Origin of the sequence: Cellulosimicrobium sp. 22598 (genome assembly GCF_052044445.1) — a bacterium.
Classification (GTDB): domain Bacteria; phylum Actinomycetota; class Actinomycetes; order Actinomycetales; family Cellulomonadaceae; genus Cellulosimicrobium; species Cellulosimicrobium cellulans_G.
The window spans coordinates 14,184-40,952 of the sequence record NZ_JBQEMZ010000007.1 but is presented as its reverse complement, the minus strand read 5'-3'; the positions used below and the strand labels follow the sequence as shown (position 1 = coordinate 40,952).

The following is a 26,769-nucleotide window of genomic DNA, read 5'->3' as shown; positions in this document are numbered from 1 at the left end:
CCTGCGGCCCTCAGAGGTCCTGGAGCGACGCCTCGCGCTCGTCGTAGGCGCTGCGCGCGGCGGCGATGCGCTCCTGGTGCGCCTCGGTCCACACGACGAGCGCCTTGGTCGTCGCGTGGAGGGAGCGCCCCATCTCGGTGAGGGCGTAGTCGACGCGCGGCGGGACGGTCGGGTAGACCGTGCGTTCGACGATGCCGTCACGCTCGAGCTGGCGCAGCGTGCGCGACAGCATGCGCTGGCTGATCCCGTCGATCTCCCGCTTGAGCTCGGTGAACCGCATGACCCGCCGGTCGAGCAGCGCGATGGCGAGCAGCGACCACTTGTCCGCGATGCGGTCGAGGATCTGCCGCACCTCGCAGTCCTCGCGCGCGTCCCACTGCCAGACCTCGACGTCGCTCTCCCACTTTGCCGGTGGGCAGCCGTGACGGTCCTCGGGGGTCGGGGCGTCGTCGGGCGCGCCCGCGCGAGCAGCCTCGTGCCCGTCCGCGGTCCGTCCGCGCGCCGCCACGGTATCCACGGTGATACCTGGTGAGTCGAATGTGCCGTCTTCCATGCCTCCTGATCCTGACCCACGATGGGCTCGGTATCAAGAGGTAACCGAGTACCGAGCGGTACTCAGGAGGAAGGGGACGGGCATGACCGACGGGACGACGAGCCGCAGTCGTGAGCGAGCACGAGCGGCGGGACGCTTCAGCCTCCGGGACTGGGGGCTGCTCCTCGTGCTGTGCGGGGCGATCTTCCTGGAGGGCAGCGACATCGCGATGCTGTCCGTCGCGCTCCCCGGGATCCGCTCCGACCTGGGGCTCGCGACCGGCGAGCTGGGCGGGGTCGTGACGGCGTACGTCGTCGGGTACGGCGGGTTCATGCTCCTCGGCGGGCGCGCGGCCGACCTCTACGGCCGACGCCGGATGTTCGTCCTCTGGCTGCTCGTCTTCCTCGTGTTCTCCGGGCTCGGCGGGTTCGCGACCGACGGCTGGATGCTCCTGCTGTCACGCTTCGTCACGGGCGTGGCGGCCGGCTTCCTCACGCCCGCCGGGATGTCGCTCATCACGACGTCGTTCGCCGAGGGGCCGCGCCGCAACCGCGCGCTCGTCGTCTACGGCGCGGCGGGGGCCGCGGGCTTCTCGCTCGGCCTCGTCGTGGGCGGGCTCCTGGCCGCGATCCACTGGCGGTGGGTGTTCTTCGCCCCGGTGCTGCTCGCCGTCGTGCTCCTCGCGCTGGCCCTGGTGACGGTCCAGCGCGACACGACCGCCCGCGAGCGCGGCGCGCTCGACGTCCTCGGTGCCGTCCTGGCGACGAGCGCCATGGTGCTGCTCGCCGTCGGCATCGTGCGCCTCGAGCACCCGGGCGAGGGGCTCGCGTGGACGGTCGCCGCGCTCGGCGGCGGTGCCGTGCTCCTCGCGGCGTTCGTCGCCCGGCAGCGCCGGGCGCCGCACCCGCTCCTCCCGCTGCGGCTCTTCCGCTCGACCGAGCTGGTCCGGGCGAACGTCACGGCGGTGCTCTTCGCGGGCGGGTTCTACGGGTTCCAGGTGCTCCTCACCCTCTACCTGCAGGAGCTGCGGGGCTGGACACCGCTGCAGACCGGGCTCGCGATGCTCCTCATGGCGATCGACGTCGTCCTCGCGCCCGTGCTCACACCGCGCCTCGTCGAGCGCTTCGGGGTGCCGCGCGTGATCGTCGGCGGTCTCGTCGCCGGGACGCTCGCGGCGGCGTGGTTCCTCGCGTCGGGGCTCGACTGGACGTACGCCCTCATGGTCCCGTCGATGGCGCTCGTCGGGGTCGCGTTCGCGCTGGTCTACGGGCCGATCGCCATCGCCGCGACCACGGGCGTGACCGACGCGGAGCAGGGCGTGGCCGGCGGCGTGCTCAACACGGCGTTCCAGCTCGGCGCCGCGATCGGCATCTCGGCTGCCACGGCCGTCAGCGTGCTCGCCCTCGGTGACGCGACGGGGCCGGACGCGGGCCTCGCCGCCTTCCACACCGCGCTGTGGGTGCCCGTCGCGGCCTTCGCGCTCGCGGCGGTGGCGATGGGAGCGCCGCGCCGCCGTCGGCCCGTCGTCGAGCCGGCCGGTCCCGCCGCCGCCGCGACCCCGGTCGCCGAGGCCGCCCTCCCGGAGCCCGCCCCGGCCCCGGTCACCCGTTGAGCGCAGGAGAACAGTCGCGTCAGGACGTGCCGGACGCGACTGTCTCGTGCACGCAGCGCAGGGCGCGGGCAGCGAGAAGCCCGCGGGCTGGAGGGTTCCTCCTGTCGTGCTGGACGAGGGCACGACACCCGCGGGCTCCGGTGGTTGCGTGGTACTCGCTCGCCGTCGGGCGCCTCCCCTCGGGAGACCCCGCCCGGTTCACGGGCTCACCGCATCCGGTCCGTTGCTGGATCGGTTGCGCGACGACTAGCGCGCAACCACCTCACGAGTCCGAAGAATCTTCACTTCCAGGACCACCTCCTTTCGCGTGTACGACGACGGTACGTCCGCCCCCCGCGGCGACGCCAGGGGTTTTCGCGCACGGCGTGGAGACACCGAGATCGACCCGCCCGTCGCCGGATCGACCCACCGAGGGTCGATCTCGGACGTGCGGGTCGATCTCGCGGGTGCGCGCCGAGCGGCGACGCGCGCCGAGCTCACGCGGGGCGCAGGTGCGCCCACTCCTCGGGGTAGTCGTCGAGCCACGTGGCGAACGACTGCGCGGGGCGCTCGACGAGCCGGGGGACGGCGTCGCTCACGTGCGCGAGCTCGCCCGCGGCGATCGCCGTGTACGACGACACCCAGCCGTCGACCTCGAACCGCGGCACCCCGTACCGCTCGCGGGACGCGTACGCCTCGTCGACGGTCTCGGCGTGGTACGTGATGTCGCGGCCGGTCGCGGCGGTCAGGGCCTGCGCGACCTCGTCGAGCGTGAGGGCCTCGGGCCCTGTGACGTCGTAGGTGACGCCGTCGTGGCGGTGCGTGTCGGCGTCGAGCAGGACGACGGTCGCGACGTCCGCGATGTCGTCGTGCGACACGGACGCGACCCGCCCGTCGCCCGCGGGTCCGCGGATCACGCCGTCGTCGCCGACCATGAGCGCGAGCCCGCGGTGGTAGAGGTTGTCGCGCAGGAACGTGTGCCGCACGCCCGTCGCGCGGATGTACTCCTCGGTGCGCCAGTGGTCGCGCGCGAAGGTGAAGACGGCGTCCGGTGCCGCGCCGACGAACGACACGTAGACGAGGTGCCCGACGCCCGCCGCGATGGCGGCGTCGACCGCCGCGCGGTGCTGCGCGACGCGGTCGAGGTCCTCGCGGGCGGACACCAGGAACACGGTGTCCACGTCGGTGAAGGCGGCGACCATCCCGCGCGTGTCCGTGTACCCGTCGACGACGGCGACGTCCGACTCGGGGAGCGGGTCGTCGCCGAGGCGGGGCGCCCGGGCGGCGTCGCGCACGACGAGGCGCTGCGTCGCGCCCTCGGCGGCGAGGCGGAACGCGAGCTTCGACCCCAGGAGCCCGCTCGCGCCCGTCACGGCGATCCGCCCCGACCCCGCCCCGATCATCATGTCCTCACGGTAGACGTGGCGGTCGCGGGCCGCCCGGCGACCGGCCGCACGTGAGGAGCGCGCGCGCCTCCCGCAGAATGGGCCCATGACCAGTACCGAGGCCCCCGTGCCCTACCGCGTCATGACCGTCTGCACCGGCAACATCTGCCGGTCCCCGATGGCCGAGGTGGTGCTGCGCGACCGCTTCGAGGCGGCCGGGCTCGGCGACCGCGTCGTGGTGGACTCGACGGGGATCAGCGACGAGGAGCGAGGGAACCCGATCGACCGCCGCGCGCGGGCCGTCCTCGCCGAGCACGGGTACGTCGTCGACGGGACGCACCGCGCCCGACAGGTGCGCGCGGGCGACCTCGCCGCGCGGGACCTCGTGCTCGCGATGACGTCCCAGCACGCCCGCGCCCTGCGCCGCCTCGACGCCGCCGGCCCGGTGCGGATGTACCGCTCGTTCGACCCGGCCGCCCCCCGCGTCGCGCCGGGCGAGCCCGAGCACGTGCTCGACATCGCCGACCCCTGGTACGGCGGTCAGCAGGACTTCGAGGACTGCCTCGCCGAGGTGGAGGCCGCCGCGGACGGGATCGTCGACTTCGTCCGCACGCAGCTCGACGGCTGAGCGTCGGTCGGGCGGTCGCGCTCCGCCGCCGCGACACGCCGCGGACCCGGGCAACCGTCAGTGCGGATGCACGCGACGCAGGTCCGCTCCGCCAAGGCGCGCTCGCGGTCCTGTGGACCAGCGGAAACGTTCGAGGAACGCGTCGAGCACGGGGACGCGGCACAGGAGGACGAACAGCGCGTAGCCGAGCACGCCGCCCACGACGTTGAAGAGCAGGTCGTTCACATCGGCGATGTGGCCGCCCCCGAGCAGGTGCGAGGTGACGTACTGGACGACCTCGATCGCCAGGCTGAAGGCCGCCGCCGCCGCCACGGCGCGCCACCACGACGTCCGCGCCAGGAGGAGCGGCAGGAGCATGCCCAGCGGCACGAACACGAGGACGTTCATCACCGCGTCGGCGACCTCGTAGTCCGCCAGCGGCACGAGGGCCAGGTGGGCGTTCCACGGCGCGCTGCTCACCGGCTTGTCGAGGAAGATCGGGAACACCGTGTTGGCCACGACCCCGGCCGCGTAGACGGCGAGCGCGAGCGCGACGGCGGCCCGCGGCACCGTGAGCCGGTCCGCGCGGCGCAGACGCCAGAGCAGCATCCCGAGCACGGCGGCAGCCAGGGGCACCACAACGGGCAGGACAGGGACCTCGCGAAACACTCGTACCGCTCCTTCTGCTGGGCACCTCGCGCACGACGTCGCCGACGGTAGTGCCGGACCGCCGTCGGAGTATCCACCGAGGGTGCGAGCCCCGACCCGGCGCCCTCCCCCTGCGGTGGGAGACGGCGTGTGCGCGGCGCCCGGGAGCGGCAGCACTCAGTTGATGATCTCGCCCCGCTCGTCGGACAGGAGAGCCGCCAGACGCGCGCGCCAGGCCGCCAGCGCCTCCTCGCTCAGCCGCGGCCAGTCGGTGACCTCGCCGACCACCCGCAGCGGTGCGCTGCTCCGGTACGACCGCGTCGGGTTGCCCGGGAGCTTCTTGTCGGTGACGTTGGGGTCGTCCTCGAACGGACCCGTCGGCTCGACCCGGTAGACCCGAGGTGCCGCGTCGCCGGCCGCGAGCTCGGCGGCGAGGCCGGCGCCGTCCACGAGGGCGGTGAAGTACACGTGGTTCATGGTGACCTCGGGCCGGTAGTTCGACCGGAAGCCCGCGGTCAGCAGGTCGCCCTCCCGGAGATCGGCCTTGGTGCCGTGGAAGAAGGGCCCCTGGTCGAGTGTCTGGCTCACCTGCTCACCGTAAGGCCGCGGGTGCGCGGGGCGGGTCGCCCTGGGCGGGGTGCGGCGTCGTGGTCCAGCCCCGTCAGCGCTCCGCTCACCGGCGGCCGGCCCTCGTGCCGCGCAGCGTCCCGACGGCGGAGCCCACCGCGCGCGCGACGGCCCGCCCGGCACGGTGGGCGCCCGCCCCGAGGCGGGAGAGCAGCGGACCGAGGCCGCTCGCCGCCCGTGGTGCGTCGTCCGGCGCGGGTGCCCGGTCGTCGTCGGGCACGGGAGGCGTGGGACGCGGGAGGTACGCGCCGACCCACTGCGCGATCCGCCCGTACGCGAGCGCGCGCACGGGCCGGGCCGAGAGCACGACGTCGTGCAGGGCGCCGTCGAGGCGCGCGACCGTGACCAGATCGCCGAGCTGGACGGACCGCTGCGCGACGCCGTCCACGTCGATCGCCGTGTCCGTGTGCATCATCTCGGGCGTCCAGCGGGGCAGCAGCGTGCTGCGGGCGGAGAGCAGCACGAGCACCGGCGCCCCGATGGACAGGCCGCGCGCGACCGTCTGCTGCCCGTGGAAGACGGCGGACAGCCACGCGGGCGTGGTGCGGAACCCGTGCTGGGGGCGCCACGCGAGGTCGTACGTCCACTCGCCGTCGAAGTCCTTGCTCACCGATCGCGTGTAGAAGCCGAGGTCGACGTTCGGCAGCGGGCGCGTCGGCGTGAGCCGCGCCCTCGCCCCGATCACGGGCTCGAGCAGCAGGCGCCCGACCTCGCGCGTCTGGAACTCCAGCCACGGGCTGTTGAGGACGAGCGCCGCCGCGCGGCCGGGGTTCCGGGCGAGCCAGAGGCTGAGCGTCAGCCCGCCCGTCGAGTGGCCCATGAGCACGAGCTCGCGCGGCGAGCGCCCGTCGCCGTGGTGGCCGATCGCCGCGAGCGCGGCCTCGATGTCCTCGTCGTACGTCGCGAGGTCGGTGACGTAGCCGGGCGTCTGGCCGGGCCGCAGGCTGCGCCCGTACTTGCGCAGGTCGAGCGCGTGGAAGCGTGCGCCGTGCGCCTCCCAGAAGTCGGCGAGCTCGGTCTGGAAGAAGTAGTCGGACCATCCGTGGACGTACAGGACGTCGAGGTGCTGCCCGTCCCCCGCGGTGGTCCCTGCGCCGGCGCCGTCCGCCGCGGCTCCCCCGGGCCGACGGCGCCGCACGAGCGTGGCGACGACGTCGCCCTCGTCGTCGGGGGCGAGCGGCAGCGTGAGCTGCTCGTAGTCGTCGCCGAGGACGTCGGGCTGCCAGTCGGCCATGCGGCCGACCCTAGGCGCCCGGGCGCGAGGCCGCTCGGCGCGGCAGCGCCGGCGACGTGCCGCGCCCCCGACGTCGCGTGCGTCGGCAGGTCCGGGACCACCCGTACACCCCGCGGGTCCGCGCCCGGACGAGCCGTGCGGATCGTGTGGTTCTCCCTCATGCGCGACGCCGTGGCCCGCTTGCAGACTGGCGGGATCATCGGCCGACGGCGCCCGCCTCGGCCGCCGTGCGACCGAACTCGAGGTGCCCCGTGAGATCTCGTCCGACCCCGCTCCTCGCCGGAGCGGCCACCGTCGCCCTGGCGGCGGCCCTCGTGGGCGGCGCGGCCGTCGTCCCGGGTGCGCTCGCCCCCGCGGCCGCGGCCCAGTGCGCGGCCACCGCCTGGGCGGAGGGCTCGACGTACACCGCCGGGACCCAGGTCACGTACAACGGGCGCACCTACACCGCGCGCGTGACGCACACGGCCTACGTCGGGGCGGGCTGGACCCCCTCGTCGACCCCGACGCTGTGGTCCGACGGCGGAGCGTGCGACCCGACGGACCCCACCGACCCGACGGACCCCACCGACCCGACGGACCCCACCGACCCGACGGACCCCACGGACCCCACCGACTGCGCGGTGCAGGGCAAGCCGGCGGGCAAGGTGCTCCAGGGGTACTGGGAGAGCTGGGACGGCGCGTCCAACGGCGTGCACCCCGGCCTCGGGCACATCCCGATCGACGACCCCCGGATCTCCGCGCACGGGTACAACGTCGTGACCCTCGCGTTCCCCGTGATCCTCTCGGACGGCACCGTGCTCTGGCAGGACGGCATGGACACCGGTGTCGACGTGCCCACGCCCGCCGAGATGTGCGCGGCGAAGGCGAACGGGACGCGCCTGCTCCTGTCGATCGGCGGCGCGACCGCCGGGATCGACCTGTCCAGCCCGGCCGTCGCGGACCGCTTCGTGGAGACGGTCGTGCCGATCCTGCGCGACAACCACTTCGACGGGATCGACATCGACATCGAGACGGGGCTGTCGGGCAGCGGGAGCATCAGCACGCTGTCGACGTCGCAGTCGAACCTGATCCGCATCATCGACGGCGTCCTCGCGGAGATGCCGAGCACCTTCGGCCTCACCATGGCGCCCGAGACGGCGTACGTGACGGGCGGCAGCGTCGTGTACGGCTCGATCTGGGGCTCGTACCTGCCGATCATCAAGAAGTACGTCGACAACGGCCGCCTGTGGTGGCTCAACATGCAGTACTACAACGGCTCGATGTACGGCTGCAGCGGCGACTCGTACGGCGCCGGGACCGTCCAGGGCTTCCAGAAGCAGACCGACTGCCTGAACGCCGGACTGACGATCCAGGGCGTCACGGTGAAGGTGCCCTACGACAAGCAGGTCCCGGGGCTCCCCGCCCAGGCGGGAGCGGGCGGCGGCTACATGGCACCGTCGCTGGTGACGCAGGCGTACCAGCCGTACGCGTCGCGCCTCAAGGGCCTCATGACGTGGTCGATCAACTGGGACGGCTCCAAGGGCTGGACGTTCGGCGACAACGTCCGCGCGCTCCAGGGCCGCTAGCCGCTCGGACGCCGCTCCGCCGAACACGACATGGGGGTCGTTATCAGCCCGATAGCGACCCTCATGTCGTGCTCGGCGGGGGGTTGTGCGGGGCGGGGGGGAGTCGTGGAATCAGGCGGTCCGGTCGCGGCGGGCGCGCCAGCGTGCGACCTCGTGGTCCACGTCGCGCGTCGGGGTGACCACCGGCGGCCCGCCCAGGAGCTGGCGGCGGGCGTCGACGACGCGCGCGTTGAAGTCCGTCAGGATCTCGCGGACGGTCGTCTCGTCGAGCTCGCGGTCGAGCCGGTCGTCGAGCTCTCGGTCCTCCTGCCTGAGCAGCATCGCGGGCGGTCCCAGCCCCGTGAGCTGCTCGCGCTCGATGACCGACTTGAGCCACCAGTCGGGGTCGTGCGTCCCCGTGAGCCCGGGGATCGGCTTGCCCGCGAGCGGGAGGTCGTCGAACTCCCCGCGTCGGATGGCCTGGTCGATCACCGTGTCGACGTACATCGCTCGGTCCTCGGGTCGTACACGCCGCGGTCCGCGGGAGCCGGCGTCGTCGTCCGGCTCTCGGGACGCCGCGGCGGGCGCCTCGCCCCCCGGCGGAGCGGGCGTGTCCGACCGCCCGGCCTCGTCACGCCCGGCCTCTCCGCGGTCGGACCTCTCGCGCGCGATCTCGCGGTCGACCCGGTACTGCGCGGCGCGCCGGACCGGGTCGTCGTCCGAGGTGGCGCGGGACCGTCGTCGGAACACGAGAACCTCCCCTGTCGGTGTCCCTCCACCCTAGGCAGGCTCCGCGACGCGGGACGAGGCGGCGGGTCAGCCGTCCAGGAGCGGGTGGTACCGACGCCGCAGCCCGCGGTCGACGGCGGCGACCACCCCGGCCACGGACAGCACCGTGTTCACGGAGGCGGGCAGGTCGGGCACGAACGGCGGCGTCCAGCCGGTGAACCCGGAGACGAGGTCGAGGAGCTGGGGCACCTGCGTCACGAGCGCGACCACGAGCACGACCCACGCGGCGACGCCGACGGCGCGGCTCGCCGTCGGGCGCTCCCGGTCCATGCGGTCGCGCCACGCCTCGGCCGTGCCGGGCATCGGCGGGACGTCCCGGACGTCGCCCACGGCGTCGACGACGCGCACGTACCGCATCCCGTAGAGGCTCATCCGGGCCTCGATCCGCGCGTCGCCGAGGTCGAAGCGGGCCCGGGACCGCTGCTCGTCGACGAGGCGCCGGTCGCGGTAGAGCCGGATCCGCTCGTCCCAGTCGAGGAAGTCCACGTCTACGACGTACTCGCGCCCGCCGTGCCACAGCACGAACGCGCTGCGCCACAGCACGCCCCATCCCCGGACCGGCCGGAACGTCTCGTTGCGACCTCCTCGCGCGTGATCGTCCCTCGCCCGGTCCTCGGAGCCGTCGTCCCACACGTCCTCGGCCATGCCGTCCATCCGACCCCGCCGGCCGACGACGGCGCGTCGCCCGGACGACCGATCCCTCGCCGTCGCCGACATCCCTCGAACGGATGACCGACCCGGCGCTGAACCCGGGGTTGTGCGCCGTCCGACCGCCGAACTCGCCCGCAACCCCGGGTTCGGCGCCGTGCGGCGGCGACAACCCCGGGGTCGGCGGTGGTCGGGTCCCGTTGACCCGGCATGATGGCTTCATGCCCGGGTCGATGAAGGTCTCACGCCGCTCGCACGTGCCGCCGTTCGCGGTGATGGAGGTGCTCGCGGAGGCGAACCGGCTGCGCGACGCGGGGGCGTCGGTCCTCAATCTGTGCGCGGGCGAGCCGTCGACGGGGGCGTCGGACGTCGTCCGCCGCCGGGCGATCGAGCTGCTGGAGCGCGGCGACCTCGGCTACACGGAGTCGCTCGGCGTCCCGGCGCTGCGCCGCGCGATCGCGGAGCACTACGACCGCTGGTACGGCGTCGAGGTGGACCCGGCGCGCGTCGCGGTGACGACCGGGTCGTCCGGCGGGTTCCTCCTCGCGTTCCTCGCGGCGTTCGACGTCGGCGACCGCGTGGCGCTCGCCCGTCCCGGCTACCCCGCGTACAAGAACATCCTGCGGGCGCTCGGCTGCGAGGTCGTCGAGCTCGACTGCGGCCCGGGGACGCGCTACCAGCCCACGGTGTCGCAGCTCATGGAGGCGTACTACGACGGCGGCCTCGACGGCCTGGTCGTCGCGAGCCCGGCGAACCCGACGGGGACGATGATCCTGCCCGCCGAGCTCGACGCCGTCGCCACGTGGTGCGCCGACCACGACGTCCGCCTCGTGAGCGACGAGATCTACCACGGCATCACGTACGGCGACCCGGGCGCCTCGCCCGCCGCGCTGCCGACCGCGGCGCGGTACGTCGGCGAGGGCGCCGTCGTCGTCAACTCGTTCTCCAAGTACTGGGCCATGACGGGCTGGCGGCTGGGGTGGCTCGTGCTGCCCGACGAGCTCGTCGGTCCGGTCGACGCGCTCGCGGGCAACGTCGCGCTGTCGCCGCCCGCGCTCGCGCAGCACGCGGGCGTCGCGGCGTTCTCGCCCGAGGGGTACGCGGCCGCCGCGGAGAACGTGGCGCGCTACGCGGCGTCGCGCGAGCTCGTGCTGTCGCGGCTCGACGACCTCGGCTGGTCGCGCGTCGCTCCGGCCGACGGCGCGTTCTACGTCTACGCGGACGTCTCCGGCGACGGCCTGGACTCCGTGACGTGGTGCGAGCGGCTGCTCGCCGAGGCGGGCGTCGCGCTGACCCCGGGCACCGACTTCGACGGCGTCCGCGGCGGCGACTGGGTGCGCCTCTCCTTCGCGGCGGCCCCGGAGACCGTGGCGGAGGCGGTGGAGCGCATCGTCGCCTGGCGCCGTACTCGCTGACGAGGTCGCGACGGCGGACGACCGCCCCGACACCGCGACCCGCGGGCCGAGAGCGCGACCGGCGCCCAGGGACCGGGTGCTCCCGCGGCCCGGAGGTCGCTGTCTCGCCGGTGTGGTCGCGGGGATCGTCCGTCCGCGCGAGGATCGTGCGGTGCCGACCGCCGCCTCGCCCGGACTGCCCCCGCGACCCGACGGCGCGCTGCGCCTCGCGACGTTCAACGCGCTGCACGGCGCCGCGCTCGACGGGACGGTCGACGTCGAGCGGTTCGCGCGCGCGGTCGCGTACCTCGACGCGGACGTGCTCGCGCTGCAGGAGGTGGAGCGCGACGCGCCCCGCTCGCAGCGCGCGGACCTCGTCGCCGTCGCCGCCGAGGCGCTGCGCGCCGACCACCGGCACTTCTCCCCCACCCTGCGCGGCGTCTCGGGTGCCTGGGTGCGCGCGGCGCGACCCGGTGCGGGCGTGCGGCGCGTGCCGGGCGTCGCGTCCTACGGGATCGGGCTGGTCAGCAGGTTCCCGGTCGCGCGGTGGTCGCGGCTCGAGCTCGACCGGATGCCGTGGCGCTCGCGCGTCCGGCGACGGACGCCCGGTTCGGCGAGCGGGGCCGCGCGCCTCGTCCCGTTCCGCGTGGTGCCGGACGAGCCCCGCGCGGCGCTCGCGGCCGCCGTCGTGACGCCGTGGGGACCGCTCACGGTGGTGACGACCCACACCACGTCCCGCCCGGAGTTCACCGCGGACCAGTTCCGGTCCCTCGTCCGGGCGTGCGCGCCGCTCCCCCGTCCGCTCGCGCTGCTCGGCGACCTCAACCTGCGCGCGCCGGAGCCTGCGGAGCTCAGCGGCTTCACGTCCCTCGCCGACGTGCTGACCCACCCGACGGACCGGCCCGTCCGCCAGATCGACCACGTCCTCGTCGACGCCACGCCCGGGCAGGCGACGATCCGGGCCCTCGGCCCCGCGACGGCCGTCGACACCGGCCTGTCCGACCACCGCGCGGTCGTGGTCGACGTGGTCGTCGGACCGCAGGCGGGCGCCACCGCCTGAGCGCTACGCTCCGAGCGACGGCGTCGACGCGAGGGAGCGGTCCGATGGTTCCGGAGATCAACTACTGGGCGGTGCTGGCCGCGACGGTGTCGAGCATGGTCGTGGGCTCGGTCTGGTACACGCCGAAGGTGTTCGGCACGTACTGGATGCGCGTCGCGAAGGTCGACCCGTCCGGCGAGGGCCCGGACGCCGTCGTGCCGATCGTCGTCACGGTCGTGGTCAGCTTCGTCACCGCCTGGGTGCTCGCCGGGGCGACGTACCTCGCGTGGTCCTTCTACGGCGGCGCCTACCTGGGCAACGCCCTGCTGACCGCCCTCGTGCTGTGGGCGGGGTTCACCGCCGCGCGGTTCGTCACGCACGACGCGTTCGAGGGCCGGCCGGCCGGGCTCACGGTCCTCAACGTCGCGCACGAGCTGGTCACCGTGCTCGTGATGGGCCTGCTGATCGGGCTCGTCACGCCCGCCGGGGTGTAGTCAGGCAGCGAGCCCGACCTCGCGCGGCGAGGGGTCGCCGTCGGGCAGGGCCGACTCGGGGGCGGTGGCCGTGACCGCGCCGGGGACGACCGCGGGGGCCGGGGCCGCCACGTCGTCGACGGTCGCGCGGCGGCGCGCCCGCGCGCGGACGATCACGACGATCGCCTGCACGCCGATGAGGATCCACACGATGTTGGCGGCCACCGACGGCCACACCCCGTTCGCGGCCGCGACCATGCCCATGAGGCCCGCGGCGGTGAGGTTGGTGAGCTGGAACGGGGCGGACGACGCGGCCCAGCGGCCGCGGCTGACCATCGCGTAGGCGACGACTCCGGCGGCGGCGCCGATCCAGCCGAGGAACATGACGAACGCGTCGAGGGTGACGGGCACAGCGGTACTCCGGTGACGAAGAGGGGTGGAGGGGGTACCGCGACGCTGCGGTGGCTGTGCGCTCCGGGCCGATGGCTGGTGGCGCGGGTGGTGCGGAAGCTCGGGCGCCGACCCGTAAGGAGGAGGAGGTAACCGACCGGCGCCACGACAAGTGTGAGGCCTCGCGCGCTTCAGCACAATCGAAGGATTCTGCACCGGCCGTTTAGCATCTCTACATGGCGACGGACCCACGCAGACTTGGCTTTCTCCTTGCCGTGCACCGTGGCGGGGGCATTCTCGCGGCAGCAGACCTTCTGCACGTCACCCCGTCCGCGGTCTCCCAGCAGATCCAGCGGCTCGAGGCCGAGGAGGGCGTCGCGGTCCTCGACCGCGGACCACGCGGCGTGACCCTCACGCCGGCCGGGCGCGTGCTCGCGGAGACGGCCGAACGCATCGAGACGGAGCTCGTCGAGGCGCGCAAGGCGCTCGCCGCGCTCGGCGACGAGGTCATGGGCCGCGTCGCGGTCGGGTCGTTCCAGACGGCGATCCGCGCCGTCGTCGCGCCCGTCGCCGGGCGCCTGGCCGAGACGGCGCCCGGCATCGAGCTCGACGTCCAGGAGCGCGAGCCCACCGAGGCGCTGCGCCTCCTGCGCGCGGGCGAGCTCGACGTCGTGCTCCTGGAGCGCGACTACGAGGCCGACTCCCCCGCGCCGCGCGGCACGCGCGAGATCGTGCTGCTCGACGAGCCGTGGCGGCTCGTGGTCCCCGCCGGGATGTCGACTCCGACCCGCCTCGACGACGTGCGCGACGCCGTCTGGCTCGGTCCCGAGCCCGGCACCGCCGCCGCGCGCGCCCTGCGCCGTCTGTCCCGCGGGCTCGGCGGGACGCTGCGCACGCGGCACAACTACTACGACTTCGACGTCGCGCTGTCCCTCGTCGCGGCGGGGCTCGGCGTCGCGATGCTCCCGGCGCTTGCCGTGGAGGGCGGCGCGTCGGACGAGGTGCCCGACGGCGTCACGGTCGTCGGCCTGCCCGGCCTCGGCTCGCGCCGCCTCGTCGCGCGCCACCGCGCGACCCGGCACGAGCCCCGGCCGGTCGTCTCCGCGGTCCTCGACGAGATGGTCGCCGCCGCGGCCGACATCGCGTTCGCCTGACCTGGTCTCTACCTCGGCGGGAGGTCGAAGCGCGTGGCGCCGTAGGGCTCGGCCGTGCCGAACGCGAACACGCGCTCGGGGATCAGACGGTAGACCGCCCATGGCGGCGGGCCGGCGGACGGTGCGCTGAACTCGGCGGTGAGCGCGTCGCCGTCGACGGTCGCGGGCCACCCGTCGGCGCGGAAGCCGGCCGCCGCGCGTTCCAGGGCCTCGGGGTCCGTGACGCGCTCGGCCCTGCCCTCGACGGTGAGGTCGAACGGCTCCGTCGCGACCGTGAGCGTGCAGCGCGGGTCGCGGTGCAGGTTCCGGTTCTTGCGCGTGCCCTCGCCGGAGCACAGGAAGATCTCCTCGTCGAGGACGAGCGCGCCGAACGGCACGACGTGCGGCTTCCCGTCGGGGTCGGTCGTCGCGAGCCACGTCGTGTGCCGGTTCGGCCCGCCGGACCCGGGCTCCTGCGGGAGCCGGCCGAACAGCGTGTCGTGCACGCGCGCCCACTCGATCGGCGGCGTCCCGTAGCCGTCGAGGTTCTTCACCGTCGGGTCGGCGGTCGTCATCGTCCTGCTCCTCTCGTCCCGGTGCGTCCTCACCGGTCATGACGCGCCCGGGCGCCCGGACTCATCGGTCGGGACGTAGCCTGCCGGGGTGGACGTAGCGGTGGTGGGGGCGACGGGGGACGTCGGCCGGCAGGTGTGCACGCAGATCGTCGAGCGACGGGTGCTCCCGCCGACGGCGCGGCTCCAGCTCGTCGGTCGCGCGGGCGGGGCGTCGGGTCGCGCCGTGCACGGGCTGCGCGCGGACCTGGTCGACGCGTACGACGAGCACGCGCCGCTCCTCGACGTCGCGCACTCCCCCGAGGACGTCACGGCCGACGTGATCGTGGTCGCCGCCGGCCTCACTCCCCCGGCGCGCACGGGCGCCGACCCCGACCGCCGCGTCCTCGCCGCGACGAACGGCGCCGTCCTCGCCGAGTACGCGGACGCGATCGCGCGCCACGGGTCGGGGCACGAGGTCGTCGTCGTGGTGACGAACCCCGTGGAGCTCGGCGTCGCCGTCATGGCGGAGCGGCTCGGGCGGCACCGCGTGCTCGGGATGGGCGCGTGGCTCGACACGCTGCGGTTCCGGCGCGAGCTCGCGGTCGAGCTGGGCGTGCGCCGGCACCGCGTCGGCGGGTTCGTCGGGGGCCAGCACGGCGAGGACGCCGTCCCGCTGTGGTCGACGGTCCGCGTCAGCGGTCTCGACGCCGACGAGCGGGCCCGCGCGGTCGCGGCGCTGCGCCGGGGCCGGACGCTCGACGCGCTGCCCGCCGAGATCGCCGCGGCGAAGACCGAGCTGGCGCGCGTCGCGACGGCGGACATGGGCGCGGCGTTCGACCTCATCGACACGTGGCCCGCCGACCTGCGGCTCGTGACGCGACCGTGGATGACGCACCAGTCGGGAGCGAAGACGCCCGCCGGGACGGCCAGCGCGACGGTCGACCTGCTCGAGGTGATCCTCGACGGCCGCGAGATCGTGGTCGCCGGGCAGGTCGCGCTCGACGGCGAGCTCGACGGACGGCTCGACGGACCGCTCGACCGGACCCTCGCGGGGCACGACGGCGTCCCGCACCGCGGCGTGCTCGGCGTCCCGGTGGTCCTCGGGCCGGGCGGGTGGACGCGGGTGCTCCTCGACGACCTGCCCGACGACGAGGCCCGGCGCCTCGCGGACGCGGCGGACGGCATCGAGCGGATGGTCGCCACGAGCACGGTGTCGCGGGACGACGACCGGCCCGCCGGCCGGGAGCGGGCCCGGACCGGTGCGCCCGTCCCGGGTGCGTCGTCCGCGACCGGCGACCGGGCGCCGTCGGGCCGGGCCGGGGCGGAGGCCGCGTGGGTCGCGACCGTGCACGGCCTCGACCAGCCGGGCACGCTCACGGCGCTGACCGGGGTGTTCTCGACGCGCGGGGTCAGCTTCGACTCGCTCGCGACGGAGCCGGTCGATGACGACGGCCGGGCCGGGCGGATCGTCGTGACCTTCCGCGCGACGCCGCGCCGCACGCGGGCCCTCGAGCGCGCGGTGCGCCGCCTCGCGACGGTCCGGTCCGTCGTCGTCGAGCCCGCGTCGGATGCGGAGTTCTCACAGGGCGGCCCCGCGCGCTGAGCGACCCCGGTAACGAGGTCGCTCCCCGGCGGGAACGCGGGCGAAACCGCGGGTTCCTAGCGTGGGACGCGCCGTCGGGCGCTCCCCTGCCGCGACGTCGCCTCAGAGACCGGAGCCCGCCCATGTCCTACGTCAAGCCCGCCGAGCTCGTCCCGACGATCATCGACGCCGGTGCCAGCAAGGTCCTGCTGTCCACGCGCGACACGCTCGTGCGGTCCGCGATGGGCGGCGCGATCCTCGCGATCGCCGCCGCGTTCGCGGTGACGGTCACGGTCACCACGGGCCACGCGATCCTGGGCGCCGTCCTCTTCCCGGTCGGGTTCATCCTGCTGTACCTGCTCGGGTACGACCTGCTCACCGGCATGTTCGTCCTCGGCCCGCTGGCCTGGCTCGACAAGCGACCTGGCGTCACGGTGCGCGGCGTCCTGCGCAACTGGGGCCTCGTGTTCGTGGGGAACTTCCTCGGCGCGCTCGCCGTCGCGGTGATGATGGCGATCGTCGTCACGTACGGGTTCGACACCCCGCCCAACGAGGTCGGTCAGGCGATCGGGCACATCGGCGAGGGCCGTACGGTCGGGTACGCGGAGCACGGGGCGTCGGGCATGCTCACGCTGTTCGTGCGCGGCATGCTGTGCAACTGGATGGTGTCCATGGGCGTCGTCGGCGCGATGATCGCGAAGGACGTGCCCGGCAAGGCCGTCGCGATGTGGATGCCCGTGATGCTGTTCTTCTTCATGTCGTTCGAGCACTCGATCGTCAACATGTTCCTGTTCCCGTCCGGGCTGCTGCTCGGCGGCGAGTTCACGATCATGGACTACCTCGTCTGGAACGAGATCCCCACCGTGCTCGGCAACCTCGTCGGCGGGCTGCTCCTCACCGGCCTCCCGCTCTACCTCACCCACGGCCGCCCGGCGTCGCGCCGCCCCGCCCAGGAGTCCCGGCCCGGCCCGACGGCGGAGCGTGAGCTGGTCTCCGAGCCCGCCTGACGCGGGGCCCGCCCGACGCGATCCCGACCCGAGCGCGCGTCACCGGCTCCGGTCGGCCTCGCGCCGCACGGCGCGCGTCCCGACGACGAGCCCCCCGATCGTGAGCGCGAGCGTCAGGCCCGTCGCGACCAGCACGACGACGAGACCTGCCTCGTCGCCGACGAGGAACAGGACCGGGGCGGCGGCGACGAGCACCCAGCCCGCGGCCTCGCTCAGCGGCCGGGCCGCCCGGTGGGCGGTGCGCCACGCATCGTCGCTCGCGAGTGTCGTCGCGGTGCGGATCCCGGCGAGCTGGTTGCGCCCGAGGCGCCCGGACGCCGTCGCCCGGGCGCACCAGACGAGCAGGACCCCGGCACCGGCGAGCACGAGCAGGAGGACGACGTCGGCGATCGTGTCGGCGGTCATGTCCCCACCCTGTCAGACGGCCGTCACCGGTAGGCGCGGGCCTGGAGCGCGTACATCTCGGCGTACGACCCGCCCGCGGCGGCGAGCTCGTCGTGGGTGCCGAGCTCGGCGACGCGGCCGCCGTCGAGCACGACGATGAGGTCGGCGTCGCGCACGGTCGAGAAGCGGTGCGAGACGAACAGCGTGACGCCGCCGGACGTGCTGCCCGTCCGGTGCGCAGTCTCGGTGAACCGCTCGAACAGCGCGTGCTCCGCGGTCGCGTCGAGCGCGGAGGCGGGCTCGTCGAGCGCGAGCAGGAGGGGGTCGGCGCGCAGCAGCGTGCGGGCCAGACCGAGCGTCTGCCACTGCCCGCCCGAGAGCTGGGCGCCGTCCGCGTAGCTCGTGCCGAGGACCTGGTCCAGGCCGTCGGGCGAGCGCTCGACGATGGGGCGGGCGCGGGCCTCGTCGAGCGCGGCCCACAGGACGTCGTCGTCGTGGAGCGCGTCCACGCGCCCGATCCCGACGTCCTCGCGCAGCGAGAGCTCGAGGCGTGCGAAGTCCTGGAACAGCGTCGCGACGCGCGACTGCCACGCGCTGGGCGCCACCTCGGCGAGGTCCACGCCGTCCGCGAGGATGCGGCCCGACGTCGGCCGGTACAGCCCGCACAGGAGCTTGACCAGGGTGGACTTCCCCGCGCCGTTCTCCCCCACGAGCGCGACGGTCGCGCCCGCGGGCAGGTCGAGGCTGACGCCGTCGAGGACGGGCCGGTCCGCGCCCGGGTAGCCGAAGGTGAGGTTCTCGACGCGCAGGCCGCCGGTGAGGTGATCGGGTAGCTGCCCGACGGCGGTCGCACCCTCGGCGGGCGCGCCACCCGCGACGCCGGCCGCGCCCGGCGGCGTCGCCGTCGCGCGCAGCTCGAGGAGCTTCTCGACCGTCCGTCCGGCGTCCTGCAGGTTGCCGAACAGCGACAGCGCGCCCGCGACCTGCGTGCTGACCTGGATGGCGAGCGTGACGACGAGCACGACCTGGCCGATCGCCGCCGTGCCCGACGCGGCGCTGCGCAGCACGAGGAGGACCGCGGCCCCGTAGGCGAGCGCGAACCACACCTGGCCCGCCGCGCGCAGCAGCGCGGAGCGCCGGTGCGCGCTCCACAGGACCGCGGTCGTGCGGTCCCACGCCGCGCGCTGCCGGTCCGCGACGAGGTGACGCGCGCCGAAGAGCCGGATCTCCTTGGCCGAGGTGCCCGTCGTCCCGGCGGTGACGAGGTGCCGGGAGAGGCGTACGTCGTCGGCCGCGGCGTCGCGCGCCCGGTCGAGCACGCGCTGCGCGCGGTCGGCGAGCCAGACGGGCGGCAGCGCTGCGAGGGGCAGCAGGAGCAGCCACGGCTCGACGAGACCGAGGATGACGGTGGTGACCAGGACCTGGAGCACCATGCCGCCGAGCTGGAGCGTGCCCTCGAGCGCGAGCCGGACCCGCTGCAGGCCCTCGGTCACCGACGTGAGGAGGCGGACACGGTCCGGGTCGTCGAGCTCCGCGAGGTCGGACGAGCCGTGCGTGAGCTGGGCGACCTCGTCCAGCAGGTGAAGCTGCTGGAGGTCCGCGACCTCGAAGTACGACAGGTGGGCGAAGTGGCCCAGCATGAGCTCCGCGACGACGAGGGCCGCCACCGCGCACGCGAGCCCGACGGCGCGCGCGACCTCGGTGTCGACCAGCGCGTCGGTGAAGAGGCCCAGCCCGACGCCGACGAGGGGGCCGGCGAGGAACCCGATCGTCAGCAGCACGCACGCGACCAGCAGGCGGCGCCGGTCGGTCCGCCAGGCGTGGGCGAGCATGAACCGGGCGGCGAGCGCGACGCGCTTCATCGGGCACCTCCGGAGGTCACGGCGGTCGGGGCGCCGGTGGCTCGGGCATCACGGTCGGGACCGAGGTCGGGGTCGGGGCCGTCGGGTGAGCCGTCGCGGAACCGGCGGGCCTGGAGGGTGAAGAGCTCGGCGTAGCGGCCGTCGGCGTCGAGCAGCTCGTCGTGCGTGCCCTGCTCGACGACGCGGCCCTCCGCGACGACGACGATCTGGTCGGCCGGGCGGACCGTCGAGAAGCGGTGCGAGATGACGACGGACGTCACGGCGCGCTCGCCCGCCACCGAGGCGACCGCGCCGTGGGCGAGGAAGCGCTCGAAGAACTCGGCCTCGGCGCGCACGTCGAGCTGCGCCGTCGGCTCGTCCAGGACGAGGACGTCGGCGCCGCCCGCGACCGCGAGGAGGGCGCGTGCCAGGGCGACCCGCTGCCACTGCCCGCCCGAGAGGTCGCGGCCCCCCGCGTACCCGCCGGAGAGCACCGTGTCGGCACCGTCGGCGAGGCCGTCCACGACGCCGTCCGCGCCGGCCGCGACGATCGCCTCGCGCAGCAGGTCGGAGTCGTCGCGCAGCTCGGGCGCGCCGAGCCCGACGTTGTCGGTGACGGAGAGCTCGAGGCGGACGTAGTCCTGGAAGATCAGGGCGAGACGGCGCCGCCACGCCTGGAGCGGGAGGTCGCGCACGTCCACGCCGTCGACGGTGATGCGCCCCCGCGTCGGCTCGTAGAGGCGCGCGAGGAGCTTGGTGGTCGTGGTCTTGCCGGCGCCGTTGAGCCCGACGATCGCCGTCGACGTGCCCGGGACGAGCGTGAGGTCGAGGCCCCGCAGGACCCACGCGCCGTCGTCCGAGTACCGGAACCACACGTCCTCGAAGCGGATCACGCCGTGCGGGACGGGGACGTCGTCGTCCTCCCCGGTGCGCTCGGGCGTGGCCGACCGCAGGCGCTGCTCGAACCGCTCGAGCGCGTCGAACGACAGCAGGCCGAACTGCGTGCGCACGTCGCACTCGGGGAAGTACACGCCGAACCGCAGGGGGATGAGCACCGCCTGGATCGCGACGCCGAGCGCGAAGAGGTCGAGCGTGTCGTCGACGGCGACCAGGACCAGGACGATCGTGCCGCCGACCAGGCCGATCGCCGAGAACCCGACGAACGGCCAGAGCTGGAGCCGACGGTTGACCGCCCACTGCGGCTCGAGGTAGGCCATCGTCTCCCGACGCAGACGGTCGCGCAGCCACCCGAGGACGCCGAGGAGGCGGACCTCCTTGGTGACCCCGGGCGTGGTCGCGAGCTCCCGCAGGTAGTACATCCGGCGCCGCTGGGGGTGGAGAGTCTTCCAGATCGGGGTGAGCTTGCTGAACGTGCCCCGTACCCCCGCGCGCATGGCGAGCGCCGTCGCGAGGATCACGGCACCCGCGACGGGCGAGACGACGGCCGCGACGAGCACCGCCGCGCCGACGACCTGCACGTAGCGGCCGACGAGCGGGACGAGCGCCCCGGCCGCGTCGCCGGGGCTCATGCTCTGGCGCGCGAACGCCGCGCGCGCGTCGGCGACGACGTCGAGCACCTCGGAGTCGTCCAGCAGCGCGAGCGGGGCGTCGGACAGCGCCGCGCCGAGGAGCCGGTCGATGCAGCGCTGGTCGACCCGCCGACCGATCGTCTCGACGATCCCCGCCTGGAACGGCGCGAGGAGCTGCTGCACGACGAGCGCCCCGACCGCGACGCCGAACACCGCGAGGAGGTCGCTCCACCCGGCGCTCGCCGCGCCGTCGGTCATGCTCGGCAGGAGGAAGAGCACGCGGCCCAGGGCGACGATGGACACGAGCGGCAGGAGGGCGAGGAGGACGGTCAGCGCGAGGCCCGCCGCGACGATGGGGACGCCTGCGTGCCGCAGCAGCCCCCACATGGTCGTCCAGCGTCGGACCCGCTCCCCCAGCGGCGGCTGCGAGGCCGCACCTTCGGTCGTCATGGCTCCCCCACCCGCGTCGCTCCGTCGCCTCGTCCGCCGCGACGCTAGCGCGGATCGTTCGGGGTCCGTAGTTATTACCCGTTCGATGAGACGGCCGTGGTGCCCGCGGCGCGGCACGCGCCGGGGCCCGACCGGTATGATCGAGCCCACAACTGCAGTACAGCCGCCCGAACCACGACGGGAGAGCTCGGCGCCACGGTCCAGCGGGCCGCCGCCGGCGCCGAAGGAGCAAACCCTCCCCGGGAATCTCTCAGGCCCCCGTACCGTCGTGGCGAGGCAACTCTGGAAAGCGGCCGTGCGCTCGTCGGACCCCCGGCGGTCGCGGCCCACCGACGGTGCAAGTCGGCGCGCCCCGGCCCTCGCGGCACGGCGGACCGGCAAAACTCTCAGGTCGACGCGTGCGTCCGATGACAGAGCGGGGAGGGACCCGCCGTCGTCCCCTCCACCGGGAGTCCCTCGTGACCCAGCCGTCCTTCGACCCCAGCTCACGGCACAACGCCGCGACCGGTGCGTTCGCGCCGCGCCACCTCGGCCCGCGCGGGCGAGAGGTCGGCGTGATGCTCGACCAGCTCGGCTACGCCTCGCTCGACGCGCTCGTCGACGCGGCCGTCCCGGCGTCGATCCGCACCGAGCGCGCGCTCGACCTGCCCGCCGCGCGCACCGAGACCGAGGTGCTGGACCACCTGCGCGCGCTGGCCGGCAAGAACGTCGTCAAGACGCAGATGATCGGGCTCGGCTACTACGGCACCGTCACTCCCCCGGTGATCCGCCGCAACGTCCTCGAGTCCCCCGCCTGGTACACCGCGTACACGCCGTACCAGCCGGAGATCTCGCAGGGCCGCCTCGAGGCGCTGCTCAACTTCCAGCAGGTCGTCGAGGACCTCACGGGCCTGGACGTCGCGAACGCGTCGCTCCTCGACGAGGCCACCGCGGTCGCGGAGGCCGTCGCGCTCATGTGGCGTGCCTCGCGCGCGAAGAGCGGCTACGTGGCCCTGGACGCCGACCTCTTCCCGCAGACGCTCGCCGTGACGCTCGGTCGCGCGCACGCCGTCGGCCTTCCCGTGGTGGTCGCGGACCTCTCGGGCGGCCTGGACGTCGGCCTCGCCGCCGCCCGCGCGGCGGGGGGCTTCCCCGCCGAGGTGGACGACGCCGCGCAGCTCGTGGGCGTCGTCGTCCAGCAGTCCGGGGCGTCGGGCCGTGTCGTGGACTGGCGTCCCGTGGTGGCGGAGGCCAAGGACGCGGGCGCGCTCGTCACCGTGGCGAGCGACCTGCTCGCCCTGACGCTGCTGGTCTCTCCCGGCGAGCTCGGCGCCGACGTGTCGGTGGGCTCGGCTCAGCGGTTCGGCGTCCCGCTGTTCTACGGCGGTCCGCACGCCGCGTTCATGGCGGTCCGCAAGGGTCTGGAACGGTCCCTCCCCGGCCGGCTCGTGGGCGTCTCGATCGACGCCGACGGCGACACCGCCTACCGGCTCGCGCTCCAGACCCGTGAACAGCACATCCGCCGCGAGAAGGCGACGAGCAACATCTGCACCGCGCAGGCGCTCCTCGCCATCGTGGCGTCGATGTACGCCGTCTACCACGGCCCCGACGGCCTCCGCGCGATCGCCGAGCGCACCCACGCCCACGCCACGACCCTCGCCGACGCCCTGCGCGCGGGCGGGGTCACCGTCGAGCACGACACGTTCTTCGACACCGTCCGCACCGTCGTCCCTGGCCGCGCGGAGGCCGTCGTCGCTGCAGCCGCAGCTGCTGGCGTGAACCTGTACAACCCCGACGCTCATCATGTACAGATCGCCTGCGACGAGACCACCACCGCCGCTACCCTCGCCACGGTACTGGCGGCCTTCGGCCTCACAGACCAGGCCTCTACCTCGCCAGACCAGGCCTCTACCTCGCCGGACCAGGCCTCTACCTCGCGAGGTGGAGGCGTGGTCACGAGCGGTGGTGAGGCGGACGGCGAGGCCGCCGTCCCCACCGGCGGCGTCTCGGACGCCCTGCCCGCGGCGCTCCGGCGCGAGACGAGCTACCTCCAGCACCCGATCTTCCACCTGCACCGCTCGGAGACCTCGATGCTCCGCTACCTGCGGCGGCTCTCGGACAAGGACCTCGCGCTGGACCGCACGATGATCCCGCTGGGCTCGTGCACCATGAAGCTCAACGCGACGGCCGAGATGGAGGCGATCTCCTGGCCGGGGTTCGCGGACCTGCACCCGTACGTGCCCGCCGACCAGGCGCTCGGATACGCGGAGCTCATCGACGGCCTGGAGTCGGCGCTCGCCGAGATCACGGGCTACGCGGGCGTCTCGGTGCAGCCCAACGCGGGCTCGCAGGGCGAGTTCGCGGGCCTGCTGGCGATCCGTGACTACCACGTGTCGCGCGGCGACACGGAGCGCGACGTGTGCCTCATCCCGGCGTCGGCGCACGGGACCAACGCGGCGTCGGCGGCCCTGGCGGGCCTGAAGGTCGACGTGGTGAGGACCGCGGAGAGCGGCGAGGTGGACCTCGACGACCTGCGGGCGAAGCTCGCCGACCACGGCCCCCGGGTCGCGGCGATCATGATCACGTACCCCTCGACGCACGGCGTCTACGAGGAGCACGTGCGCGAGGTGTGCGACCTCGTACACGAGGCGGGCGGCCAGGTGTACATCGACGGGGCGAACCTCAACGCGCTCGTGGGCCTCGCGCGCCCGGGCGAGTTCGGCGGCGACGTCTCGCACCTGAACCTGCACAAGACGTTCTGCATCCCGCACGGCGGGGGCGGCCCCGGCGTCGGCCCGGTCGCGGTCGCCGAGCACCTCGTGCCGTTCCTCCCGGGCGACCCGCTCGCGCCGACGGCGGACGCGGGAGGAGCAGGAGCGGCACCCCGGGCCACGCCGGTCTCCGCGACGCGGTACGGCTCGGCGGGGATCCTGCCGATCTCGTACGCGTACGTCGCGCTCATGGGCCCCGACGGGCTGACCGAGGCGACGAAGACGGCTGTGCTCACGGCGAACTACGTCGCGAGCCGCCTCGCGGACCACTACCCGGTGCTCTACACGGGACCGGCCGGGCTCGTCGCGCACGAGTGCATCCTCGACCTGCGCGGGATCACGGCGGAGACGGGCGTGACGGCGGAGGACGTCGCGAAGCGCCTCATGGACTACGGCTTCCATGCGCCGACGCTGTCGTTCCCGGTCGCGGGCACGCTCATGGTCGAGCCGACCGAGAGCGAGGACCTGGCCGAGCTCGACCGGTTCGTCGACGCGCTGATCGCGATCCGCGGCGAGATCGACGCCGTCTCCTCGGGCCGCTGGAGCGTGGAGGAGTCGCCGCTGCGCGGCGCTCCGCACACCGCGGCGGCGCTCGTCGCCGAGGCGTGGGACAAGCCGTACTCGCGCGAGCTCGCGGCGTACCCGGTCGCGAGCCTGCGCGCCGGAAAGTACTGGCCGCCGGTGCGCCGCATCGACGGCGCGCGGGGCGACCGCAACCTGGTGTGCTCGTGCCCGCCGGTGGAGTCCTACGTGACGGGAGACCTCGCATGACCGACCAGCAGACCGACCAGCCGACCGGAGACCCGACGGGCCGGCCGGCCGACAAGCAGAGCCCGCTGCGCGACGAGCACGTCGCGCTGGGCGCGAACCTCACGAGCTTCGGCGGCTGGCAGATGCCGCTGCGCTACACGTCCGACCTCGCGGAGCACCGCGCGGTCCGTGAGGCCGCGGGACTGTTCGACCTCTCGCACATGGGGGAGATCGAGGTCGCGGGACCGCAGGCCGCGGCCGCGCTGGACCACGCGCTCGTCGGCAACCTCACGGCGGTCACGCCGGGTCGGGCTCGGTACACGATGATCTGCCAGGAGGACGGGGCGGTCCTCGACGACCTCGTCGTGTACCGGCTCGACGACGAGCGCTTCCTCGTCGTCGCGAACGCGGGGAACGCGGACCTGGTCGCGCGCGAGCTGGTCGAGCGCGCCGCCGGCTTCGACGCCACGGTCACGGACCAGGGTGCGGGCACGGCGCTCGTCGCGGTCCAGGGCCCCCGCGCGGAGGAGATCGTCGTCGGGCTGACGGACGTCGCTGGCGCGGACGCCGGCTCGGACGCTGCCGAGACCGTGCGCGGGCTGAAGTACTACGCGGCCGCCCCGCTCGCACTGCGGACGGACGCCGGTCCGGTCGACGCGCTCGTCGCGCGCACCGGGTACACGGGGGAGGACGGCTTCGAGCTGTTCGTGCCCGCGGACCGTGCGGCCGACCTGTGGCACGCGGTGCTCGCGGCCGGTGCGCCGCTGGGCCTCGTGCCGGCCGGCCTGTCCGCGCGCGACTCCCTGCGCCTGGAGGCGGGCATGCCGCTGTACGGGCACGAGCTCGACACGACGACCACGCCGTACGAGGCGGGTCTCGGTCGCGTGGTCAAGCTCGACAAGGTCGCCGCCGACGGCACGCCGCTCGAGTTCGTCGGTCGGACCGCGCTCGCCGCGCGCCGGGAGTCCGCGCCCGCGCGGGTGCTCGTCGGCCTGAAGGGGCTGGGGCGCCGTCCTGCCCGGGCGGGCTACGCCGTCGTGCTGCCCGGGACCGAGCCCGGGGGAGCGGTGGGGGAGTCGGCGCGTCGCGTGGGCACCGTGACCTCGGGGGCGCCGTCGCCGACGCTGGGGTACCCGATCGCGCTGGCGTACGTGACGCCCGAGCTCTCGGCGGAGGGCACCGAGCTCGCCGTCGACGTGCGCGGCCGGGCCGAGCCCGTGGTGGTCGTGCCGCTCCCGTTCTACCGTCGTCCCCAGCAGTCCTGACCCCGCAGTCGTCCCGAAGAGCTCGAAGGAGAACCCCATGACCGAGGCCCAGTTCCCGGCCCACCTGCAGTACACGGCGGAGCACGAGTGGATCGACGGCTCGAACCCGGCCGTCGTCGGCATCACCGCGACGGCGGCCGAGGCGCTCGGCGACATCGTCTACCTGGAGCTGCCGGAGGTGGGTGCCGAGGTGACCGCGGGGAGCGTCATCGGCGAGGTGGAGTCCACCAAGTCCGTGTCGGAGCTCTTCTCGCCCGTCACGGGCACCGTCGTCGAGGTGAACCAGGCCGCGATCGACGACCCGGCGGTCGTCAACTCCGACCCGTACACCGACGGCTGGCTCTTCAAGGTCGACGTGGTGGAGACGGGGGACCTGCTCACCCCGGACCAGTACGCGGCGCACGTCGGGAGCTGATCTCCTGGACGAAGTGTGACGTAGATCACACCGCTGAACCGGCGTCAGACGGCCTGTGGAGACCTTCCACCGCGCCGTCCGGCGCCGGTTCCGTCTGTCCGGAAAAGCCCTCTGACCTGCGAAGACCCGGCCACGCGCGACTCGGCCGACCGGCTTCTGACGTTCGGTCAGATCTCGGGGTGAAAAGTCGCGTCATGAACGGGACCTT

24 protein-coding genes and 1 riboswitch are annotated in these 26,769 nt (G+C 74.4%); of the genes, 12 read left to right on the top strand and 12 right to left on the bottom strand.

The features are described from left to right. Nucleotides 1–10: 10 nt before the first annotated feature. Complete coding sequence (locus tag ACTJIY_RS09225; RefSeq protein WP_440697232.1) at nucleotides 11–553, bottom strand: winged helix-turn-helix transcriptional regulator; 543 nt, start codon at nucleotides 551–553, stop codon at nucleotides 11–13. 82 nt (nucleotides 554–635) lie between these two features. Between ACTJIY_RS09225 and ACTJIY_RS09220 the strand changes: the two genes are divergently transcribed. Continuing rightward, the gene (locus tag ACTJIY_RS09220) at nucleotides 636–2,144 is read left to right on the top strand and encodes an MFS transporter (RefSeq protein ID WP_440673680.1); all 1,509 of its coding nucleotides are present in this window, start codon (nucleotides 636–638) and stop codon (nucleotides 2,142–2,144) included. 476 nt (nucleotides 2,145–2,620) lie between these two features. On the opposite strand, the gene ACTJIY_RS09215 is transcribed toward ACTJIY_RS09220, so the two are convergent. Then, complete coding sequence (locus ACTJIY_RS09215) at nucleotides 2,621–3,529, bottom strand: SDR family oxidoreductase (RefSeq protein ID WP_440673681.1); 909 nt, start codon at nucleotides 3,527–3,529, stop codon at nucleotides 2,621–2,623. An 85-nt stretch (nucleotides 3,530–3,614) separates the two neighbouring features. On the opposite strand from ACTJIY_RS09215, the gene ACTJIY_RS09210 reads away from it, so the two are divergent. Further along, complete coding sequence (locus ACTJIY_RS09210) at nucleotides 3,615–4,136, top strand: low molecular weight protein-tyrosine-phosphatase (RefSeq protein ID WP_253051637.1); 522 nt, start codon at nucleotides 3,615–3,617, stop codon at nucleotides 4,134–4,136. A gap of 57 nt (nucleotides 4,137–4,193) precedes the next feature. Here ACTJIY_RS09210 and ACTJIY_RS09205 read toward each other — a convergent pair whose 3' ends face one another. The 3 genes from ACTJIY_RS09205 to ACTJIY_RS09195 all read right to left on the bottom strand — a co-directional run bounded on the left by ACTJIY_RS09205 (nucleotide 4,194) and on the right by ACTJIY_RS09195 (nucleotide 6,624). Then, nucleotides 4,194–4,754 carry a VanZ family protein gene (locus ACTJIY_RS09205; RefSeq protein WP_440697231.1) on the bottom strand — a complete coding sequence of 187 codons (561 nt, stop codon included), beginning with the start codon at nucleotides 4,752–4,754 and terminating at the stop codon, nucleotides 4,194–4,196. A gap of 186 nt (nucleotides 4,755–4,940) precedes the next feature. Next, nucleotides 4,941–5,351 (bottom strand): NAD(+)--rifampin ADP-ribosyltransferase, encoded by a 411-nt coding sequence (gene arr / locus ACTJIY_RS09200; RefSeq protein ID WP_440673682.1) that lies wholly within the window; start codon nucleotides 5,349–5,351, stop codon nucleotides 4,941–4,943. An 85-nt stretch (nucleotides 5,352–5,436) separates the two neighbouring features. After that, nucleotides 5,437–6,624 carry an alpha/beta hydrolase gene (locus tag ACTJIY_RS09195; RefSeq protein WP_253051640.1) on the bottom strand — a complete coding sequence of 396 codons (1,188 nt, stop codon included), beginning with the start codon at nucleotides 6,622–6,624 and terminating at the stop codon, nucleotides 5,437–5,439. Nucleotides 6,625–6,875: 251 nt separating this feature from the next. Here ACTJIY_RS09195 and ACTJIY_RS09190 point away from each other — a divergent pair, with 251 nt between their 5' ends. Next, the gene (locus ACTJIY_RS09190; protein ID WP_440673683.1) at nucleotides 6,876–8,189 is read left to right on the top strand and encodes a carbohydrate-binding protein; all 1,314 of its coding nucleotides are present in this window, start codon (nucleotides 6,876–6,878) and stop codon (nucleotides 8,187–8,189) included. A 111-nt stretch (nucleotides 8,190–8,300) separates the two neighbouring features. On the opposite strand, the gene ACTJIY_RS09185 is transcribed toward ACTJIY_RS09190, so the two are convergent. Both ACTJIY_RS09185 and ACTJIY_RS09180 read right to left on the bottom strand, forming a co-directional pair. Further along, complete coding sequence (locus tag ACTJIY_RS09185) at nucleotides 8,301–8,675, bottom strand: J-domain-containing protein (protein WP_374614724.1); 375 nt, start codon at nucleotides 8,673–8,675, stop codon at nucleotides 8,301–8,303. Nucleotides 8,676–8,984: 309 nt separating this feature from the next. Further along, entirely contained in the window at nucleotides 8,985–9,602 is a 618-nt protein-coding gene (locus tag ACTJIY_RS09180) for a hypothetical protein (RefSeq protein WP_440673684.1), read from the bottom strand. A 236-nt stretch (nucleotides 9,603–9,838) separates the two neighbouring features. Here ACTJIY_RS09180 and ACTJIY_RS09175 point away from each other — a divergent pair, with 236 nt between their 5' ends. From ACTJIY_RS09175 to ACTJIY_RS09165, 3 genes are all read left to right on the top strand, one after another. Continuing rightward, complete coding sequence (locus ACTJIY_RS09175; protein ID WP_440673698.1) at nucleotides 9,839–11,020, top strand: pyridoxal phosphate-dependent aminotransferase; 1,182 nt, start codon at nucleotides 9,839–9,841, stop codon at nucleotides 11,018–11,020. Between the two features lie 151 nt (nucleotides 11,021–11,171). Beyond that, nucleotides 11,172–12,059 (top strand): endonuclease/exonuclease/phosphatase family protein, encoded by an 888-nt coding sequence (locus ACTJIY_RS09170; protein WP_253051644.1) that lies wholly within the window; start codon nucleotides 11,172–11,174, stop codon nucleotides 12,057–12,059. Between the two features lie 44 nt (nucleotides 12,060–12,103). Beyond that, nucleotides 12,104–12,532, top strand: a complete 429-nt coding sequence (locus tag ACTJIY_RS09165; RefSeq protein WP_440673685.1) for a DUF1761 domain-containing protein — start codon at nucleotides 12,104–12,106, stop codon at nucleotides 12,530–12,532. On the opposite strand, the gene ACTJIY_RS09160 is transcribed toward ACTJIY_RS09165, so the two are convergent. Continuing rightward, entirely contained in the window at nucleotides 12,533–12,922 is a 390-nt protein-coding gene (locus ACTJIY_RS09160) for a CBU_0592 family membrane protein (RefSeq protein ID WP_253051646.1), read from the bottom strand. A gap of 215 nt (nucleotides 12,923–13,137) precedes the next feature. Here ACTJIY_RS09160 and ACTJIY_RS09155 point away from each other — a divergent pair, with 215 nt between their 5' ends. Then, nucleotides 13,138–14,055, top strand: a complete 918-nt coding sequence (locus tag ACTJIY_RS09155; protein ID WP_440673686.1) for a LysR family transcriptional regulator — start codon at nucleotides 13,138–13,140, stop codon at nucleotides 14,053–14,055. An 8-nt stretch (nucleotides 14,056–14,063) separates the two neighbouring features. On the opposite strand, the gene ACTJIY_RS09150 is transcribed toward ACTJIY_RS09155, so the two are convergent. Beyond that, complete coding sequence (locus ACTJIY_RS09150) at nucleotides 14,064–14,609, bottom strand: pyridoxamine 5'-phosphate oxidase family protein (protein WP_253051648.1); 546 nt, start codon at nucleotides 14,607–14,609, stop codon at nucleotides 14,064–14,066. A gap of 88 nt (nucleotides 14,610–14,697) precedes the next feature. Here ACTJIY_RS09150 and ACTJIY_RS09145 point away from each other — a divergent pair, with 88 nt between their 5' ends. Together ACTJIY_RS09145 and ACTJIY_RS09140 are read left to right on the top strand one after the other, a co-directional pair. Next, nucleotides 14,698–16,191, top strand: coding sequence for a lactate/malate family dehydrogenase (locus tag ACTJIY_RS09145; RefSeq protein ID WP_440673687.1), 1,494 nt, complete (start codon nucleotides 14,698–14,700; stop codon nucleotides 16,189–16,191). A 122-nt stretch (nucleotides 16,192–16,313) separates the two neighbouring features. Beyond that, nucleotides 16,314–17,177 (top strand): formate/nitrite transporter family protein, encoded by an 864-nt coding sequence (locus tag ACTJIY_RS09140; protein ID WP_353706992.1) that lies wholly within the window; start codon nucleotides 16,314–16,316, stop codon nucleotides 17,175–17,177. Between the two features lie 39 nt (nucleotides 17,178–17,216). Here ACTJIY_RS09140 and ACTJIY_RS09135 read toward each other — a convergent pair whose 3' ends face one another. The 3 genes from ACTJIY_RS09135 to ACTJIY_RS09125 are packed head-to-tail and all read right to left on the bottom strand — an operon-like array spanning nucleotide 17,217 to nucleotide 21,381. Continuing rightward, on the bottom strand, nucleotides 17,217–17,582 hold the full coding sequence (locus tag ACTJIY_RS09135) for an SdpI family protein (RefSeq protein WP_440673688.1): 366 nt from the start codon (nucleotides 17,580–17,582) through the stop codon (nucleotides 17,217–17,219). 23 nt (nucleotides 17,583–17,605) lie between these two features. Next, complete coding sequence (locus tag ACTJIY_RS09130) at nucleotides 17,606–19,423, bottom strand: ABC transporter ATP-binding protein (RefSeq protein WP_353706994.1); 1,818 nt, start codon at nucleotides 19,421–19,423, stop codon at nucleotides 17,606–17,608. Then, nucleotides 19,420–21,381 carry an ATP-binding cassette domain-containing protein gene (locus tag ACTJIY_RS09125; RefSeq protein ID WP_253051654.1) on the bottom strand — a complete coding sequence of 654 codons (1,962 nt, stop codon included), beginning with the start codon at nucleotides 21,379–21,381 and terminating at the stop codon, nucleotides 19,420–19,422. The genes ACTJIY_RS09130 and ACTJIY_RS09125 overlap by 4 nt, the downstream gene beginning before the upstream one ends. A 168-nt stretch (nucleotides 21,382–21,549) precedes the next feature. Next, a riboswitch (glycine riboswitch) is annotated at nucleotides 21,550–21,657 on the top strand. Between the two features lie 281 nt (nucleotides 21,658–21,938). Here ACTJIY_RS09125 and gcvPB point away from each other — a divergent pair. Genes gcvPB through gcvH form a run of 3 tightly spaced genes read left to right on the top strand, consistent with a single transcriptional unit; the run spans nucleotide 21,939 to nucleotide 26,561 of the window. After that, nucleotides 21,939–24,902 carry an aminomethyl-transferring glycine dehydrogenase subunit GcvPB gene (gene gcvPB, locus ACTJIY_RS09120; RefSeq protein ID WP_440673699.1) on the top strand — a complete coding sequence of 988 codons (2,964 nt, stop codon included), beginning with the start codon at nucleotides 21,939–21,941 and terminating at the stop codon, nucleotides 24,900–24,902. Beyond that, a complete protein-coding gene (gene gcvT / locus ACTJIY_RS09115) occupies nucleotides 24,899–26,146 on the top strand; it encodes a glycine cleavage system aminomethyltransferase GcvT (RefSeq protein ID WP_440673689.1) in 1,248 nt (415 codons plus the stop codon). The genes gcvPB and gcvT overlap by 4 nt, the downstream gene beginning before the upstream one ends. Before the next feature lie 37 nt (nucleotides 26,147–26,183). Further along, a complete protein-coding gene (gene gcvH, locus ACTJIY_RS09110) occupies nucleotides 26,184–26,561 on the top strand; it encodes a glycine cleavage system protein GcvH (RefSeq protein ID WP_253051657.1) in 378 nt (125 codons plus the stop codon). Nucleotides 26,562–26,769: the final 208 nt, after the last annotated feature.

What these genes read in the sequence shown, in the direction of transcription:
- ACTJIY_RS09225 (WP_440697232.1), bottom strand. Translation starts at nt 553, where the DNA reads ATGGAAGACGGCACATTCGACTCACCAGGTATCACCGTGGATACCGTG.
- ACTJIY_RS09220 (WP_440673680.1), top strand. Translation starts at nt 636, where the DNA reads ATGACCGACGGGACGACGAGCCGCAGTCGTGAGCGAGCACGAGCGGCG.
- ACTJIY_RS09215 (WP_440673681.1), bottom strand. Translation starts at nt 3,529, where the DNA reads ATGATGATCGGGGCGGGGTCGGGGCGGATCGCCGTGACGGGCGCGAGC.
- ACTJIY_RS09210 (WP_253051637.1), top strand. Translation starts at nt 3,615, where the DNA reads ATGACCAGTACCGAGGCCCCCGTGCCCTACCGCGTCATGACCGTCTGC.
- ACTJIY_RS09195 (WP_253051640.1), bottom strand. Translation starts at nt 6,624, where the DNA reads ATGGCCGACTGGCAGCCCGACGTCCTCGGCGACGACTACGAGCAGCTC.
- ACTJIY_RS09185 (WP_374614724.1), bottom strand. Translation starts at nt 8,675, where the DNA reads ATGTACGTCGACACGGTGATCGACCAGGCCATCCGACGCGGGGAGTTC.
- ACTJIY_RS09180 (WP_440673684.1), bottom strand. Translation starts at nt 9,602, where the DNA reads ATGGCCGAGGACGTGTGGGACGACGGCTCCGAGGACCGGGCGAGGGAC.
- ACTJIY_RS09175 (WP_440673698.1), top strand. Translation starts at nt 9,839, where the DNA reads ATGAAGGTCTCACGCCGCTCGCACGTGCCGCCGTTCGCGGTGATGGAG.
- ACTJIY_RS09165 (WP_440673685.1), top strand. Translation starts at nt 12,104, where the DNA reads ATGGTTCCGGAGATCAACTACTGGGCGGTGCTGGCCGCGACGGTGTCG.
- ACTJIY_RS09155 (WP_440673686.1), top strand. Translation starts at nt 13,138, where the DNA reads ATGGCGACGGACCCACGCAGACTTGGCTTTCTCCTTGCCGTGCACCGT.
- ACTJIY_RS09150 (WP_253051648.1), bottom strand. Translation starts at nt 14,609, where the DNA reads ATGACGACCGCCGACCCGACGGTGAAGAACCTCGACGGCTACGGGACG.
- ACTJIY_RS09140 (WP_353706992.1), top strand. Translation starts at nt 16,314, where the DNA reads ATGTCCTACGTCAAGCCCGCCGAGCTCGTCCCGACGATCATCGACGCC.
- ACTJIY_RS09135 (WP_440673688.1), bottom strand. Translation starts at nt 17,582, where the DNA reads ATGACCGCCGACACGATCGCCGACGTCGTCCTCCTGCTCGTGCTCGCC.
- ACTJIY_RS09130 (WP_353706994.1), bottom strand. Translation starts at nt 19,423, where the DNA reads ATGAAGCGCGTCGCGCTCGCCGCCCGGTTCATGCTCGCCCACGCCTGG.
- ACTJIY_RS09125 (WP_253051654.1), bottom strand. Translation starts at nt 21,381, where the DNA reads ATGACGACCGAAGGTGCGGCCTCGCAGCCGCCGCTGGGGGAGCGGGTC.
- gcvPB (WP_440673699.1), top strand. Translation starts at nt 21,939, where the DNA reads ATGCTCGACCAGCTCGGCTACGCCTCGCTCGACGCGCTCGTCGACGCG.
- gcvT (WP_440673689.1), top strand. Translation starts at nt 24,899, where the DNA reads ATGACCGACCAGCAGACCGACCAGCCGACCGGAGACCCGACGGGCCGG.
- gcvH (WP_253051657.1), top strand. Translation starts at nt 26,184, where the DNA reads ATGACCGAGGCCCAGTTCCCGGCCCACCTGCAGTACACGGCGGAGCAC.